The following is a 14,915-nucleotide window of genomic DNA, read 5'->3' on the forward strand; positions in this document are numbered from 1 at the left end:
GTTAACACTTCCCGACAATGGGAGTGTTGTCAGGAGAACGCGATGAAAGATTTTCTGATTGCCCCTTCTATTTTATCTGCAGATTTCGCCCGCCTTGGTGAAGATACGGAGAAAGTGCTCGCCGCAGGTGCTGATGTGGTTCATTTTGATGTGATGGATAACCACTATGTCCCTAACTTAACGTTCGGTGCACCAATTTGTAAAGCGCTACGCAACTACGGGATCACAGCACCTATTGATGTCCACTTAATGGTAAAACCGGTTGATCGTATTATTCCTGATTTTGCACAAGCAGGAGCAACCTATATTTCATTTCATGCCGAAGCCAGTGAGCATGTTGATCGCACCATTCAATTAATCAAAGATTGTGGCTGTAAAGCAGGTTTAGTCCTTAATCCTGCCACACCTCTCAACTATCTCGATTATGTAATGGATAAATTAGATCTTATTCTTCTGATGTCAGTCAACCCTGGCTTCGGTGGTCAATCATTTATACCAAAGACACTCGATAAATTACGTCAAGTTCGCAAGATGATTGATGATGGTGGCTATGACATTCGTTTAGAAATTGATGGCGGTGTCAAAGTTGATAATATTGCCGAAATAGCTCAAGCAGGTGCGGATATGTTTGTTGCTGGCTCTGCTATTTTCAATCAGCCAGATTATAAACAGGTTATCGACAGTATGCGCCGAGAATTAGATAAGGTATCGAAATGACAGAAAAAAAACTCAAAGGTATTCGTGCTATCGCTTTTGATCTTGATGGCACACTAACTGACAGCGCTGTTGGACTAACCGAAGCCACAAACTATGCACTAAAAGCAAAAGGCTTCCCAACAGTGGATAAACACCATGTCACCATTTGGGTTGGTAATGGTGTTGATATGCTATTAAAGCGCGCTCTGCAACATTGTGGTGTTAAAGATGTCACCGATACTTTATTAAAAGAGGTACGTGATCTCTTTGATGAGTGCTATGCAAACTCTGTCAAAACAGGAAGCAATCTATTTCCACACGTTAAAGAGACACTAGAAAAACTTGCTTCGTATCCTCTCTCATTAGGCATAGTGACGAATAAACCGACTCCTTTTATCCAACCACTGTTAAAGCAATTAGGTATAGACAACATCTTCTCATTGGTGCTTGGTGGTGATGATGTAAAACAAAAAAAACCCCATCCAGCGCCATTATATTTAACAATGGGTACATTTGGTGTTAAAAAAGAAGAGCTTCTTTTTGTCGGAGATTCCCGTAACGATATTATCGCCGCTCAAGCAGCACAGTGCCCTTGTGTGGGGTTAACTTATGGTTATAACTACGGTGAACCCATTGCAGATAGCAAACCCGATTTTATACTCGACGATTTTGCTGATTTGCTCTCTATCCTTGATATTACGTCAATGACAACAGTGGAACAGAACTAACATGACGACTTCAGTAGAAAAAAAGGCTCAAAAGCCTATTGTATTCAGTGGTGCACAACCTTCTGGTGAGTTAACTATCGGGAACTATATGGGTGCACTACGTCAGTGGGTACAAATGCAAGATGACTACGATTGCATTTACTGTATCGTTGACCAACATGCCATCACTGTACGCCAAGATCCTACCGAACTGCGAAAAAGAACCTTAGATACACTGGCTCTTTATCTCGCTTGTGGCATTGATCCTGAAAAAAGCACAATCTTTGTACAATCTCATGTTCCACAACATGCACAATTAGGCTGGGCGCTAAACTGCTACACCTACTTTGGTGAATTAAGCCGTATGACCCAATTTAAAGATAAATCAGCTCGTCATGCTGAAAATATCAATGCGGGATTATTTGATTATCCCGTTTTAATGGCAGCCGATATCCTCCTTTATCAAACCAACCAAGTACCGGTTGGCATTGACCAAAAACAACATCTTGAATTAAGCCGTGATATTGCCCAACGCTTTAATGCCATCTATGGGGACATTTTCACCGTACCCGATCCTTTTATTCCAAAAGGTGGCGCGCGCGTGATGGCACTACAAGATCCCGCTAAGAAAATGTCTAAATCTGATGATAACCGCAATAATGTTATCGCTTTACTTGAAGATCCCAAAGCGGCGGCGAAAAAAATAAAACGTGCCGTGACAGACTCAGAAGAGCCACCTCGCGTTGCGTATGATCTAGAAAACAAAGCCGGTGTCTCTAACTTATTAGATATTTTAGCGGGTGTAACAGGTAAAACGATCCCTGAACTCGAAGCTGAATTTGAAGGCAAAATGTACGGTCATCTAAAAGGCGCGGTTGCTGAGGCTGTATCAGATATGCTGACAAATATTCAAGAACGCTTTAACACCTTCCGTAATGATGAAGCACTATTAAATAAAATCATGAAAGAAGGTGCTGATAAGGCGAAAGCGCGCGCTCAAACAACCTTAGATAAGGTTTATGAGGCTATTGGGTTTATTGCTCACCCATAATCGTTATTATAGGCCAGTTGACAGCTGGCCTATTTTCTGACTATTTCTTAAATAGCCTTCTATCAAAACTTTCAATAGTTTGTTTTTGCAATCTTAACTGCATGGTTTTACACCAACTAGCAGATAGTCCTGCCGCTGCTAATAAGCGACGATACGACTCCTCATCAAATGGCATATGAAAAGCAATAGCAATTGCTTCTTTGACAGAGATATCGCTATTTCTTGAGCGTAGAACAAAAGGATGATGACAGCCTACTTCGCCGGGACTTATCACCCGATATAACCAGCCACAAAAACCGCTATCTTGCATCAGTTGTGAAAAATCGCTGATATCAGTCACCGTATTTAACTTATAACAAGGTGAACGAGGCTGGGTCACTTGAATTAAAGCGTCACCCCATTGGTATATATCACCAATAAAGACATTCTCTTCTGTCAGACCGGTAGTCGAAATATTTTCACCAAACGCAGGAGCATTAAATAAGTCAGCCAGTTGAGGAAATTGCTCAGCCCAGTAATGATAATGTTCTTGAGGATAATGGCACAAAGCGCGATCAGGCCCACCATGAAACCCTTTTTCTGCTTGCTCATCACCTGCTAAGCCCAATGATGTTAGTTTAATATGCCCATCCACCAGCCTTTTGCTGATCGCACTGGTAAATCCATTTGCCGTCGTCGTGATATTGCCAATAAAAACACTGGGGAAATAGCGCATAACTCATTACCTCAATGAAAAAAAGTCCTTTTATAATAAAGAGAGCAGGCTAAAGAAACAATGCCGACAATAATTGTCGGCATTGATAAATAGAGAGAAAAGAGAATGATAGCGATATTATGCTTTGCTCTGATAGCGTTTTTGCGCCTCATCCCAGTTAACTACAGACCAGAATGCTTTGATATAATCAGGACGACGGTTTTGATATTTCAAGTAATACGCATGTTCCCATACATCTAAGCCAATAATTGGATAGCCAGATGCACCTGCTAACTCTTCACCCATTAATGGGCTATCTTGGTTTGCGGTAGAAACAACAGCTAATTTTCCATCCTCTTTTAATACTAACCATGCCCAACCTGAACCAAAACGGCTAGCAGCGGCTTTTTCAAACAACTCTTTAAATGCATCAACACTACCGAAATCACGTTCAATGGCATCTTTTAATGAACCATGTAATTGAGTGCCTAGCTTTAATCCTTTCCAAAAGAAAGTATGGTTAGAATGACCACCCGCATTGTTACGTACAAAGGTACGTTGATCAGCAGGTACTTTATGTAAATTCTTAACGAGTTCATCAATTTCTAAACCCGCTAATTCAGGCAGTTTTTCTAACGCGGTATTGGTATTGTTCACATAAGTTTGATGATGCTTAGTATGGTGAATTTCCATTGTGCGCTCATCAAAATGAGGTTCTAGCGCATCATAAGCATAAGGGAGTGCAGGTAATGTATAGCTCATATTAATCTCCAGTGCTGTTTTATATTCGATCACGCCATGTGATTTATCTCTTTATTATAGTGAAAAAAGCGCTAATGAAAATCATTATCATATCCATGTTATTTTTGTGGTTTTTTTATCCAGTCCAGTGACATCAATTTTCACAGTATTTTATTTTAAATAAAAAGCTTACCATTGGTTTAATATTTCATAAATTAACCAAAAGGTAGATAAATTATACATAACAACCTTTAGCACTAATTGATCACGCCATGAAAAGCATTTCCATTATTTCGTGATCTTCTGCGCAAAAAAGAAACAATGTCTCTTTACCCTCTTTTGTTAACGACTTTTTGACATAGTATTAACAATAGTAAGGAGAACAATTATGACAAAAATAAACCAGCATCACATTCCTGCAAACATTGCAGAGCACGCCCTGATTAATAAAGAGCAATACCAAAAAGATTATGCATTATCCATCGAAAACCCTGAGGCCTTTTGGGCAGATAAAGGGAAAATTGTTGATTGGATAACTCCCTATACTATCGTGAAAAATACCTCCTTTGATCCAGGCCATGTCCGTATTCGCTGGTTTGAAGATGGGCAACTTAACATTAGCCAAAACTGCCTTGATCGCCATTTAGAAAAACGCGCGGATCAAGTTGCTATTATTTGGGAAGGTGATTCCCCTAATGAATCGAAAAGCATTACCTATCGCCAACTTCATCAAGATGTTTGTCAATTCGCCAATGTATTAAAAAAACTGGGTATCAAAAAAGGCGATGTGGTGGCTATTTATATGCCAATGGTTCCTGAAGCGGCTGTTGCGATGTTAGCTTGTACTCGTATTGGGGCTATTCATTCTGTTATTTTTGGTGGTTTCTCACCAGAAGCAGTGGCAGGGCGCATTATTGACTCTAAAGCAAAATTTGTGATCACCGCAGATGAAGGCTTACGTGCTGGTAGAGCAATACCCTTAAAGAAAAATGTTGATGATGCCCTCACACATGCTGATATCCCGCCTATCGAACATGTTGTGGTCTTGCGTCGAACAGGGCAAACAGAACAATGGATTGAAGGACGCGATTTATGGTGGGATGAAATCATTCAAGGCGTCAGTACAGAATGTGATGTGGAAGTCATGAACGCAGAAGATCCACTCTTTATTCTCTACACATCAGGCTCTACGGGGAAACCCAAAGGCGTGTTGCACACCACTGGCGGTTATCTTGTTTATGCCTCAATGACCTTTAAATACACCTTTGACTATCATGATAGTGAGATTTATTGGTGTACAGCAGATGTCGGTTGGGTAACTGGCCATAGCTACTTGTTATATGGCCCGCTATCAAATGGTGCCACAACAGTGATGTTTGAGGGCGTCCCCAATTACCCCTCAGTCAATCGTATGGCCCAGATTGTTGATAAACACCAAGTTAATATTCTCTATACCGCACCTACTGCGATCCGCGCATTAATGGCGGAAGGAGACAAAGCCATTGAAGGTACACAACGAACCTCTTTACGCATTTTAGGCTCAGTAGGAGAGCCTATTAACCCAGAAGCTTGGGAATGGTTTTATCAAAAAATGGGACGTAGCCAATGCCCTATTGTTGATACATGGTGGCAAACAGAAACAGGAGGTTTCATGATAACCCCATTGCCGGGAGCAATGGATCTAAAACCAGGCTCAGCGACTCGTCCATTCTTTGGTGTACAACCTGCGATTGTTGACAATATGGGGGAAATACAAGACGGTGCTTGTGAAGGTAATTTGGTGATCGTAGATTCATGGCCGGGCCAAGCAAGAACATTATTTGGCGATCATGACCGTTTTGAACAGACTTACTTTTCGACTTTTAAAGGCATGTACTTTTCAGGTGACGGTGCCCGTCGCGATGAGGACGGTGATTATTGGATAACAGGCCGTGTTGATGATGTTTTAAATATCTCTGGTCACCGTTTAGGTACTGCCGAAATTGAATCCGCACTTGTCGCCCATCCTAAAATTGCAGAAGCGGCTGTTGTTGGTATTCCCCATAATATAAAAGGACAAGCTATTTATGCTTATGTCACGCTAAATCATGGTGAAGAGCCTACGGCAGAGCTTTATACAGAAGTGCGCAATTGGGTACGTAAAGAGATAGGTCCAATAGCAACACCTGATATCCTTCATTGGACAGATGCCTTACCTAAAACCCGCTCTGGGAAAATTATGCGTCGTATCTTGCGTAAAATTGCCTCTGGCGACACAACTAACCTGGGAGATACCTCAACACTCGCCGATCCAGGCGTTGTAGAAAAACTGTTAGAAGAAAAACAGTCTCTATCACTGACCATTTAAAGTGCTAGTGCTCAAATAATACAGCAGTCAATAAAACCAGAATACTACTATGCAAAGGCATTTTATGCCTTTGCAGGGCTCTCTTATCACAAATTCATGACATGCGGGGATAAACACCTCTAAATCATGTAATAAACCAAATAATTATTTTGAGGAGAACTCTGATGAATCCCAATATTTATCAAGAGATAGAAAATAACCCTCGCTTTAAAGAACTGGTTAAAAAACGTAGTCGTTTCTCATGGGGACTTTCGATTATTACACTTGTTATGTATGTCTCATTTATATTGCTGATTGCTTTTTATCCACAATGGTTAGGTACACCGCTCTATGAAGGCAGTTACATTACTCGAGGTATTCCTATCGGTATTGGCTTAATTATCGCCTCTTTTCTACTAACAGGGATTTACGTTATTAGAGCAAATACAGAGTTTGACAAATTAACGGCAGAAATTCTTGGTGAGGTAGAAAAATGAAAAATAAACACTACGCCATATCACTATTAACGTTATTATCCCCCAATGTATTAGCCGCAGCGATAACCGAAGGGGGTGAAAAACAGCCAATTAACTTCCAAGCCATTATCATGTTTCTGATCTTTGTTGGCTTAACACTGTATATTACTTACTGGGCCTCTAAACGAACACGATCACGGTCTGATTATTATACTGCGGGTGGCAAAATTACCGGATTTCAAAATGGTATGGCTATCGCTGGTGATTTTATGTCTGCCGCCTCCTTTTTAGGAATTTCAGCGTTAGTATACACTTCTGGCTATGATGGACTTATCTACTCTATTGGCTTTTTAATCGGCTGGCCAATCATTCTATTTATTATCGCTGAACGTTTGCGTAATTTAGGACGCTATACTTTTGCTGATGTTGTCTCTTACCGTTTAAGTCCAAAGCCCATTAGAACACTTTCTGCAATAGGTTCATTAGTTGTTGTTGCCCTCTATCTTATTGCTCAAATGGTAGGGGCAGGTAAATTAATCGAGCTACTTTTTGGCTTAAACTACCATATTGCGGTGATCTTAGTCGGTATTTTAATGGTTCTTTATGTCCTTTTTGGCGGCATGTTAGCCACCACTTGGGTACAAATAATCAAAGCCATTTTATTACTCGCCGGTGCAACTTTTATGGCGGTCATGGTAATGAAAGCGGCAGACTTTAACTTCAATACCTTGTTTAAAGAAGCTGTTAACGTCCATCAAAAAGGCTTTTCTATCATGAGTCCAGGAGGGTTAGTTTCTGATCCTATCTCTGCATTATCCTTAGGTCTTGCCTTAATGTTTGGTACCGCAGGACTTCCCCACATTATCATGCGCTTTTTTACCGTTAGCGATGCAAAAGAGGCTCGTAAAAGTGTTTTCTATGCGACAGGTTTTATCGGTTATTTCTATATTCTTACTTTTATTATTGGTTTCGGGGCTATCTTACTCGTTAGCCCTAATCCTCTGTTCAAAGATGCCGCTGGTGCTTTAATTGGTGGCACCAATATGGCCGCTGTTCATTTAGCGGATGCTGTTGGTGGTAATTTCTTCCTTGGTTTTATTTCTGCAGTCGCTTTTGCCACTATTTTAGCCGTTGTTGCAGGATTAACTTTAGCAGGTGCATCTGCCGTTTCTCATGATTTATACGCCAATGTAATTAAAAATGGCCAAGCAGATGAGCGGCAAGAGCTAAAAGTTTCGAAAATAACGGTTGTTATTCTCGGCATTGTCGCCATTGGTTTAGGTATTTTATTTGAGAAACAGAATATTGCCTTTATGGTCGGTTTAGCTTTCTCTATCGCTGCAAGTTGTAATTTCCCTATTATCTTACTCTCTATGTATTGGAAGGGATTAACAACACGTGGGGCTGTAATTGGTGGCTGGTCTGGCTTAATTGTTGCCGTTACCTTAATGATCTTAGGTCCCACGATCTGGGTGAGTATTCTTGGTCATGATACACCTATTTATCCTTACGAGTACCCTGCTCTTTTCTCTATGATCATTGCCTTTATCGTTTCATGGTTATTCTCCATTACCGATAATTCTTCTCTGGCAACTCAAGAGCGTATGAAATTTGAAGCTCAGTTTATTCGCTCACAAATAGGTATTGGTGCAGAGCAAGGTAAACCTCATTAAACATCTGTAAAATAGTTTTTTATTCTTAAAGTGCCAACAATGTTGGCACTTTTTTTTACTCTTTACTTAATTAAATTAATATCGGTTTAAAAATACATATCTATACGATATTTTAAATTACTATTGACTAATGTGGTTTAATTTTAAGTCTATTGGAAAATTTCAAGCAAGATCAATTAATTAAAATTATTATAACAATAATTAAAAGTGTAAATATAACTATAAGTAACAGTATAATAAGTCAATAAAAGATAAGATAAGTACTGAAATATCAATTTCAGACTCGTTTTAGCTAAACAAGACTTGTATTATGAAATGCTAAATGGTTAACTTTTTATTCTATATGGAAAAAGGTGATAATGATAAAAGCATGTCTCAAGTAATAAACTTTTCTCTTTTATTTATTTTATCTATAGTACCTGCACTATTAGCGGGTTCAACCCTGCATATTGAACAAAAGTTCTCTATGGTGATTATCGGTTGGCTCCTGATGTTGCTCTGCGCAGGTATCTATCGGTTTACTATAGGAAAAGTGATTACTTTTATTGTTGCAGCTTTATGGTCTTTAAACCTCTCCATCTCACTGTTTTTTTATCGTGAACATGATATTCCCTTTTCATCATCAATAGCAGAAACTTTCATTAATACTAATGGAAGTGAAACTGTTGGTATGCTCTCTTATAATAAATATTATGTACTCTTTTATATTGTTATATTTACCTGTTTTTTCTATTTAATACATATTAGCGCCCGTTATTTAAATAACAAAACTAATAAAAGATGTTTAATTGCTATTTTTATATTAATAATTCTTATTTCTCTATACAAGAACTTAGCAATAAGATCAGAGAGTAAAACCCAATTACTTGCTGAGTATTATCTACTTAATACCCCTTTTTACAATGCAGCAGCTTTAGTGCGGACTTTCCACGAAAATAGACAAATCAAAAAAATCACATCAGAAAAAGTTAATTTTAACTATGATAAAGTGGATCAAAAAACAGAAATTTATATTCTTTTGATTGGTGAATCAGTACGACGTGATCATTTAGGAATTTATGGGTATCCGTACGATACTACCCCTAATTTAGAGAAAGAAAAAAATAATATTTTATTATTTAAGCAAGCTTATTCTCCAGCGCCTGTGACCATATTATCAGTACCCATATCCCTTTCTAATATCAACCTAACAGAGTTATATGATAAGAAACACTACGCTGATAATATCATTTCTCTTGCCAATCATGCTGGCTTCAAAACATATTGGTTAAGTAACCAAGGTAAAGGAAATCCAAAAACGAGTGTGATTTCTGTTATTGCCAATATGGCCCAACATAAAAAATGGAATGAATTTATTGGCTATGATGAAGAATTATTGCCATTTTTAGATAATGCGCTTAATGATAACTCATCAAATAAAAAGCTCATTGTCCTACATACTTATGGTAGTCATGAGCCAGCATGTAATCGTTTTCCTAGCACTTACCTTAAAACCTTTTCCCAACAAGAAGATGATAACTGCTACGATAGCTCTATCGCTTATACTGACAAGCTTATCAGCCAAATTATTGAAAAAATACAAGATAAACCCGCATCTATACTCTATTTTTCAGATCACGCATTACAACGATTAGATAAAAATAGAGAAGTACGTTATCACCATGGCGTGAACAGTCCTCGCCAAGAAGCTTATAATATACCGCTCTTTATTTGGTATAGCGCATCTGCAACGCGACCAAATATCAATAAAGAAAATTTAAATAAACCTTTTTCCACCGCAGATAATTATTGGCTATTAAGCCAATGGCTAGGTATTGAACATAACTCAGCGAAAAAATGTTACTCACCTTTAAGCGAATGCTATCAAACAAAAACGTCAATGATGGTCATCGATGGTAATAAGAAGTTATTAAACTACGCACTATTAGAATCAGAAGAGCAAGCGCCTCAATAAAGAGGCGCGTGACTTAATTTAACAATCTTCAATAATCACATAAATCGCATTTAAAGAGCCATGAATACCAACAACCTTAATTAGTTCAATATCTGATGTGCAACTAGGACCACTAATAATATTAATACAAGAAGGCATTCTTATATTTTTTAATGCCATTTGATGTAATCTTTCTGCTAACTGAGCAACTCGAGGTAAAATCGTACTGCGTTTTAGTACAAAAATCGTGGTTTCAGGGATCAATCCAACACTTCTTCCTTTGTCAGCCCCAGAAAATAAAACAACACCGCCAGATTCTGCAAGTCCATATTCAGCAAATACAATTCCGACTTTTGCCTCTTTTACCCGTTCAATATTTTTTTTACCCTCAGTATGATCCCAAATATTGGCATGACAGTGTTCTGATAAATAATCAATCACACCACTTTCCTGTAATCGTGGATCACCCGTTAATATCACTGGTAAACCATACTGTTCACAAAGAGTCTCTAAATACTTAGGTAAAGATGACAATGTTGTCGTTTCATAAGTACTTCCTGCTAACTGAGCTGTATTGAGAAAATATTGATAAAGTTCATCATCAGAAAGCTCCGTTAATCGTTGTTCTGGATATAAATTTACTGGTTCAGGTAAAGCTTCAGGTTGCGTTTTTAACGGCCTACCTAATTGAGAAGCAAGATTTGATAAAAAGCGTTCTTTATTGTTATCCATCTCTTATTTCTCCTCTTTTTGGTGTTTTTTAAACCAACTACGAAAACTTTCACCATCACCTTCAGGTAAATTTCTCGCTTCTGTCCATGCTTTTATTGCACCGATATTTAATGGCGCTTTACCTTCTTTAATAAACCATTTTGTAGCATGAGCCCCCATATTCATCCCAACTTTCCATAACATAGGATGGCGGTTCACATAATTAAATACCCGAGTAATATTACGTTCAGTTGTCGGTGTTATACCTTGCTCTACCATGACTTCACGATGTTTCTTTATAAGATTTGATAAAGGTATTTTTACTGGGCAAACGCTATCACAAGCAGTACATAATGAGCAGATATAAGGCAGGTTTTTAAAGTCTTTATATCCACCAAGTAGTGGCGTTAAGACGGCACCAACAGGGCCTGGATAGATAGAATCATATCCTTGACCGCCAATATGGCGATAAGCAGGGCAAGTATTCATACAAGCACCACAACGGATACAACGTAAAATATCTTTAAATTCAGAACCAATGATCTTCGAGCGGCCATTGTCTACAATAACAAGATGGAAATCTTCTGGGCCATCAACGTTGTCATTCTCTTTAGGGCCAGTAAGCCATGTATTATAGCCCGTTAAACGTAACCCTACTGCACTACGGGCCAACATGGTAATTAAGATATCTACCTCTTTAAAAGTAGGTGCAATACGTTCCATCCCCATCACTGCAATATGCGTTTTGGGTAATGTTGTACTTAATCGTGCATTACCTTCATTAGTGACTAAACAAACAGAACCTGTTTCTGCTACCGCAAAATTACACCCCGTAATACCGATATCGGCAGTAAAAAAATCGTCTCTAATGTTCTGGCGAACAAAACGCGTCATTTCTTCTGGTGTATCTGAGCCGTTATAACCCAGTTTGTCATGAAATATTTGACGTATCTGGGCTCTATTTTTATGAATAGCAGGAACCACTACATGAGATGGGGCGTCTTTTGCTTGTTGAAGAATAAACTCGGCTAAATCGGTTTCAATAACATTAATACCTGCATTTTCTAATACAGGGTTTAAGCCAATTTCTTCCGTCACCATTGATTTGGCTTTTACTATTTTTTTGGCTTTTTTCTCTTTTGCAATATTGAGAATATATTGAGAGGCTTCTTCTTTCGTTTGAGCAAAGAAAACATGCCCACCATGTTGTTCTATTTTTTCAGATAATTGATATAAATAGGCATCTAAATTAGCAAGTACATGATCACGAATTTGTGCCGCTCTATCCCGCCAATCCTCCCAGTGTCCTAATTCATCAACCATTTTTTGACGATTACGGCCAATAGTTTCTTGCGCATTAGCAACGGCTTTTTGCATAATTTGATCGTGAACTTGACGATCAATTAGCGTTTTAAAAGGAAGAGAGCTTGTTTTTAATGACATAATTCCTCCTCATTGCTCATCAATACTTGCGCAATATGCATCACTTTAACTGGACGACCTTCTCTCTCTAAACGACCACCTATATTTAATAAGCAACTGACATCCGCACCAATTAAATAGTCAGGATGAACATCCATAATGTGGTGAACTTTTTCTTTGACCATTTCACCTGAAATTTCAGCCATTTTTACCGAAAACGTCCCCCCAAAACCACAACAGGTTTCCATATTGTCAAAAGGTAATAATTCTAGCCCTTTTACATGGCGTAATAATGTGAGTGGCTCTTCTTTCACTCCCATTTTACGAAATAAGCTACAAGATGGATGATAAACAGCTTTTCCTTTAAGGCTTGCACCTACATCCACAATATTTAATTGATTAACGATAAAGGAGGTGAGATCAAACATGCGATTAGCTATTTTTTCTGCACGAATAGCCCAGTCAGGTTCATTTACCAGATATTTAGCATAACTTTTAATAGCAAAAGAACATGATCCAGCAGGAGAAATAATAGGATAGTCATTAACTTCAAAGGTTTTAATCAAGTTTTTCATCGCTGGAATGGCATCTTTAATATATCCACTATTAATAGCAGGTTGACCACAACAGCCCTGTTTTTCGAGAAAATGAACTCGACAGCCTAGTTTTTCTAACAGCAATACGCTATCTCTTGCCATCTGAGACTTTAAAGCGTCACCAATGCATGTTACATAAAAATTAACATCCATACTTATGCTCCCATTGCTTTTATCTATGTAGAGTAAGTAAATAAGCCGAGACTCATTTATAAACTCATTTGTATGACAAATAGTGTTACATAAAAATAATGTTAAATATATGTGTATAAGTGTTTTTTTTATAAATTTACAGTTTTCAAGAAATAAAGAAATGGGAATATAAAGGGTATTTATGATTATTTTTTAATAAAAACAATTTATTACTGTGGCAAATTGAGGGAGTTTATTAAGTCTAGTTTTATTACGATAAATAAAGAGTTTAACGTAAGTGAAATAGAATAAACGCAAAAAAGCCAACCCGGTGGGTTGGCTTTCTCGTCTTATTTAATGCTTGGCAGTTCCCTACTCTCACATGGGGAGACCCCACACTACCATCGGCGCTACGGCGTTTCACTTCTGAGTTCGGCATGGGATCAGGTGGGACCACCGCGCTATGGCCGCCAAGCAAATTCGTTTTATTACCCGTTATCTTCTGTTATCACAGTCTATAACCAGTAATTCAATCTTAAACAAGCTGACTTTATCGTTTCGTCTCTCTAACAAAACACTTTCGGTGTTGTCAGGTTAAGCCTCACGGTTCATTAGTACTGGTTAGCTCAACGTATCGCTACGCTTACACACCCAGCCTATCAACGTCTTAGTCTTAAACGTTCCTTTAGGTCGCTTAAAGCGACAGGGAAGACTCATCTCGAGGCAAGTTTCCCGCTTAGATGCTTTCAGCGGTTATCTCTTCCGCACTTAGCTACCGGGCAATGCCATTGGCATGACAACCCGAACACCAGTGGTGCGTTCACTCCGGTCCTCTCGTACTAGGAGCAACCCCTCTCAATCTTCCAACGCCCACGGCAGATAGGGACCGAACTGTCTCACGACGTTCTAAACCCAGCTCGCGTACCACTTTAAATGGCGAACAGCCATACCCTTGGGACCTACTTCAGCCCCAGGATGTGATGAGCCGACATCGAGGTGCCAAACACCGCCGTCGATATGAACTCTTGGGCGGTATCAGCCTGTTATCCCCGGAGTACCTTTTATCCGTTGAGCGATGGCCCTTCCATTCAGAACCACCGGATCACTAAGACCTACTTTCGTACCTGCTCGAGCCGTCACTCTCGCAGTCAAGCTGGCTTATGCCTTTGCACTAACCGCATGATGTCCGACCATGCTTAGCCAACCTTCGTGCTCCTCCGTTACTCTTTAGGAGGAGACCGCCCCAGTCAAACTACCCACCAGACACGGTCCCCGACCCAGTTTATGGGCCTAGGTTAGAACATCAAACGTTAAAGGGTGGTATTTCAAGGTTGGCTCCATGCAGACTGGCGTCCACACTTCAAAGCCTCCCACCTATCCTACACATCAAGGCTCAATGTTCAGTGTCAAGCTATAGTAAAGGTTCACGGGGTCTTTCCGTCTTGCCGCGGGTACACTGCATCTTCACAGCGAGTTCAATTTCACTGAGTCTCGGGTGGAGACAGCCTGGCCATCATTACGCCATTCGTGCAGGTCGGAACTTACCCGACAAGGAATTTCGCTACCTTAGGACCGTTATAGTTACGGCCGCCGTTTACTGGGGCTTCGATCAGGAGCTTCGCCTTACGGCTAACCCCATCAATTAACCTTCCAGCACCGGGCAGGCGTCACACCGTATACGTCCACTTTCGTGTTTGCACAGTGCTGTGTTTTTAATAAACAGTTGCAGCCAGCTGGTATCTTCGACTGGCTTCAGC

General features: G+C 39.4%; 12 protein-coding genes and 2 rRNA genes. 7 read left to right on the forward strand and 7 right to left on the reverse strand.

The genetic code is table 11. The features are described 5' to 3' along the window. Positions 1 to 42: 42 nt before the first annotated feature. Genes rpe through trpS form a run of 3 tightly spaced genes read left to right on the forward strand, consistent with a single transcriptional unit; the run spans position 43 to position 2,454 of the window. Positions 43 to 717: a ribulose-phosphate 3-epimerase gene (gene rpe, locus GWI58_RS13255; protein WP_161769273.1), complete on the forward strand. Its 675-nt coding sequence runs from the start codon at positions 43 to 45 to the stop codon at positions 715 to 717. Then, entirely contained in the window at positions 714 to 1,424 is a 711-nt protein-coding gene (locus GWI58_RS13260; RefSeq protein WP_161769274.1) for a phosphoglycolate phosphatase, read from the forward strand. The genes rpe and GWI58_RS13260 overlap by 4 nt, the downstream gene beginning before the upstream one ends. Before the next feature lies 1 nt (position 1,425). Further along, positions 1,426 to 2,454, forward strand: coding sequence for a tryptophan--tRNA ligase (trpS, locus tag GWI58_RS13265; RefSeq protein WP_004246627.1), 1,029 nt, complete (start codon positions 1,426 to 1,428; stop codon positions 2,452 to 2,454). Positions 2,455 to 2,494: 40 nt separating this feature from the next. On the opposite strand, the gene yiiM is transcribed toward trpS, so the two are convergent. Further along, entirely contained in the window at positions 2,495 to 3,169 is a 675-nt protein-coding gene (gene yiiM, locus GWI58_RS13270) for a 6-hydroxyaminopurine reductase (RefSeq protein ID WP_094960129.1), read from the reverse strand. A 117-nt stretch (positions 3,170 to 3,286) separates the two neighbouring features. After that, a complete protein-coding gene (gene sodA / locus GWI58_RS13275) occupies positions 3,287 to 3,910 on the reverse strand; it encodes a superoxide dismutase [Mn] (RefSeq protein ID WP_094960130.1) in 624 nt (207 codons plus the stop codon). A gap of 367 nt (positions 3,911 to 4,277) precedes the next feature. Here sodA and acs point away from each other — a divergent pair, with 367 nt between their 5' ends. The 4 genes from acs (at position 4,278) to GWI58_RS13295 (ending at position 10,318) form a co-directional block, all read left to right on the forward strand. Next, positions 4,278 to 6,236 carry an acetate--CoA ligase gene (acs, locus tag GWI58_RS13280; protein ID WP_094960131.1) on the forward strand — a complete coding sequence of 653 codons (1,959 nt, stop codon included), beginning with the start codon at positions 4,278 to 4,280 and terminating at the stop codon, positions 6,234 to 6,236. Positions 6,237 to 6,400: 164 nt separating this feature from the next. Continuing rightward, complete coding sequence (locus tag GWI58_RS13285; protein WP_004246621.1) at positions 6,401 to 6,712, forward strand: DUF485 domain-containing protein; 312 nt, start codon at positions 6,401 to 6,403, stop codon at positions 6,710 to 6,712. Next, positions 6,709 to 8,364, forward strand: a complete 1,656-nt coding sequence (locus tag GWI58_RS13290; protein WP_004246620.1) for a cation acetate symporter — start codon at positions 6,709 to 6,711, stop codon at positions 8,362 to 8,364. The genes GWI58_RS13285 and GWI58_RS13290 overlap by 4 nt, the downstream gene beginning before the upstream one ends. Before the next feature lie 322 nt (positions 8,365 to 8,686). Then, positions 8,687 to 10,318 (forward strand): phosphoethanolamine transferase, encoded by a 1,632-nt coding sequence (locus GWI58_RS13295; RefSeq protein WP_036919377.1) that lies wholly within the window; start codon positions 8,687 to 8,689, stop codon positions 10,316 to 10,318. Positions 10,319 to 10,336: 18 nt separating this feature from the next. Here the strand turns inward: GWI58_RS13295 and GWI58_RS13300 are convergent, their stop codons facing one another. The 5 genes from GWI58_RS13300 to GWI58_RS13320 all read right to left on the reverse strand — a co-directional run. Beyond that, entirely contained in the window at positions 10,337 to 11,029 is a 693-nt protein-coding gene (locus GWI58_RS13300) for a LutC/YkgG family protein (RefSeq protein ID WP_161769275.1), read from the reverse strand. Positions 11,030 to 11,032: 3 nt separating this feature from the next. Beyond that, on the reverse strand, positions 11,033 to 12,451 hold the full coding sequence (locus GWI58_RS13305) for a LutB/LldF family L-lactate oxidation iron-sulfur protein (protein ID WP_110229620.1): 1,419 nt from the start codon (positions 12,449 to 12,451) through the stop codon (positions 11,033 to 11,035). Continuing rightward, the gene (locus tag GWI58_RS13310) at positions 12,442 to 13,179 is read right to left on the reverse strand and encodes a (Fe-S)-binding protein (RefSeq protein ID WP_017628596.1); all 738 of its coding nucleotides are present in this window, start codon (positions 13,177 to 13,179) and stop codon (positions 12,442 to 12,444) included. The genes GWI58_RS13305 and GWI58_RS13310 overlap by 10 nt, the downstream gene beginning before the upstream one ends. A gap of 338 nt (positions 13,180 to 13,517) precedes the next feature. After that, positions 13,518 to 13,633 (reverse strand): 5S ribosomal RNA (rrf, locus tag GWI58_RS13315). Positions 13,634 to 13,748: 115 nt separating this feature from the next. Continuing rightward, positions 13,749 to 14,915: ribosomal RNA gene (locus GWI58_RS13320) — 23S ribosomal RNA — on the reverse strand; the annotation flags it as partial.

Origin of the sequence: Proteus sp. G2674 (genome assembly GCF_009915195.1) — a bacterium.
In the GTDB taxonomy this organism is placed as follows: domain Bacteria; phylum Pseudomonadota; class Gammaproteobacteria; order Enterobacterales; family Enterobacteriaceae; genus Proteus; species Proteus mirabilis.

What these genes read in the sequence shown, in the direction of transcription:
- rpe (WP_161769273.1), top strand. Translation starts at nt 43, where the DNA reads ATGAAAGATTTTCTGATTGCCCCTTCTATTTTATCTGCAGATTTCGCC.
- GWI58_RS13310 (WP_017628596.1), bottom strand. Translation starts at nt 13,179, where the DNA reads ATGGATGTTAATTTTTATGTAACATGCATTGGTGACGCTTTAAAGTCT.
- yiiM (WP_094960129.1), bottom strand. Translation starts at nt 3,169, where the DNA reads ATGCGCTATTTCCCCAGTGTTTTTATTGGCAATATCACGACGACGGCA.
- GWI58_RS13290 (WP_004246620.1), top strand. Translation starts at nt 6,709, where the DNA reads ATGAAAAATAAACACTACGCCATATCACTATTAACGTTATTATCCCCC.
- GWI58_RS13295 (WP_036919377.1), top strand. Translation starts at nt 8,687, where the DNA reads ATGGTTAACTTTTTATTCTATATGGAAAAAGGTGATAATGATAAAAGC.
- GWI58_RS13260 (WP_161769274.1), top strand. Translation starts at nt 714, where the DNA reads ATGACAGAAAAAAAACTCAAAGGTATTCGTGCTATCGCTTTTGATCTT.
- GWI58_RS13285 (WP_004246621.1), top strand. Translation starts at nt 6,401, where the DNA reads ATGAATCCCAATATTTATCAAGAGATAGAAAATAACCCTCGCTTTAAA.
- trpS (WP_004246627.1), top strand. Translation starts at nt 1,426, where the DNA reads ATGACGACTTCAGTAGAAAAAAAGGCTCAAAAGCCTATTGTATTCAGT.
- GWI58_RS13305 (WP_110229620.1), bottom strand. Translation starts at nt 12,451, where the DNA reads ATGTCATTAAAAACAAGCTCTCTTCCTTTTAAAACGCTAATTGATCGT.
- GWI58_RS13300 (WP_161769275.1), bottom strand. Translation starts at nt 11,029, where the DNA reads ATGGATAACAATAAAGAACGCTTTTTATCAAATCTTGCTTCTCAATTA.
- sodA (WP_094960130.1), bottom strand. Translation starts at nt 3,910, where the DNA reads ATGAGCTATACATTACCTGCACTCCCTTATGCTTATGATGCGCTAGAA.
- acs (WP_094960131.1), top strand. Translation starts at nt 4,278, where the DNA reads ATGACAAAAATAAACCAGCATCACATTCCTGCAAACATTGCAGAGCAC.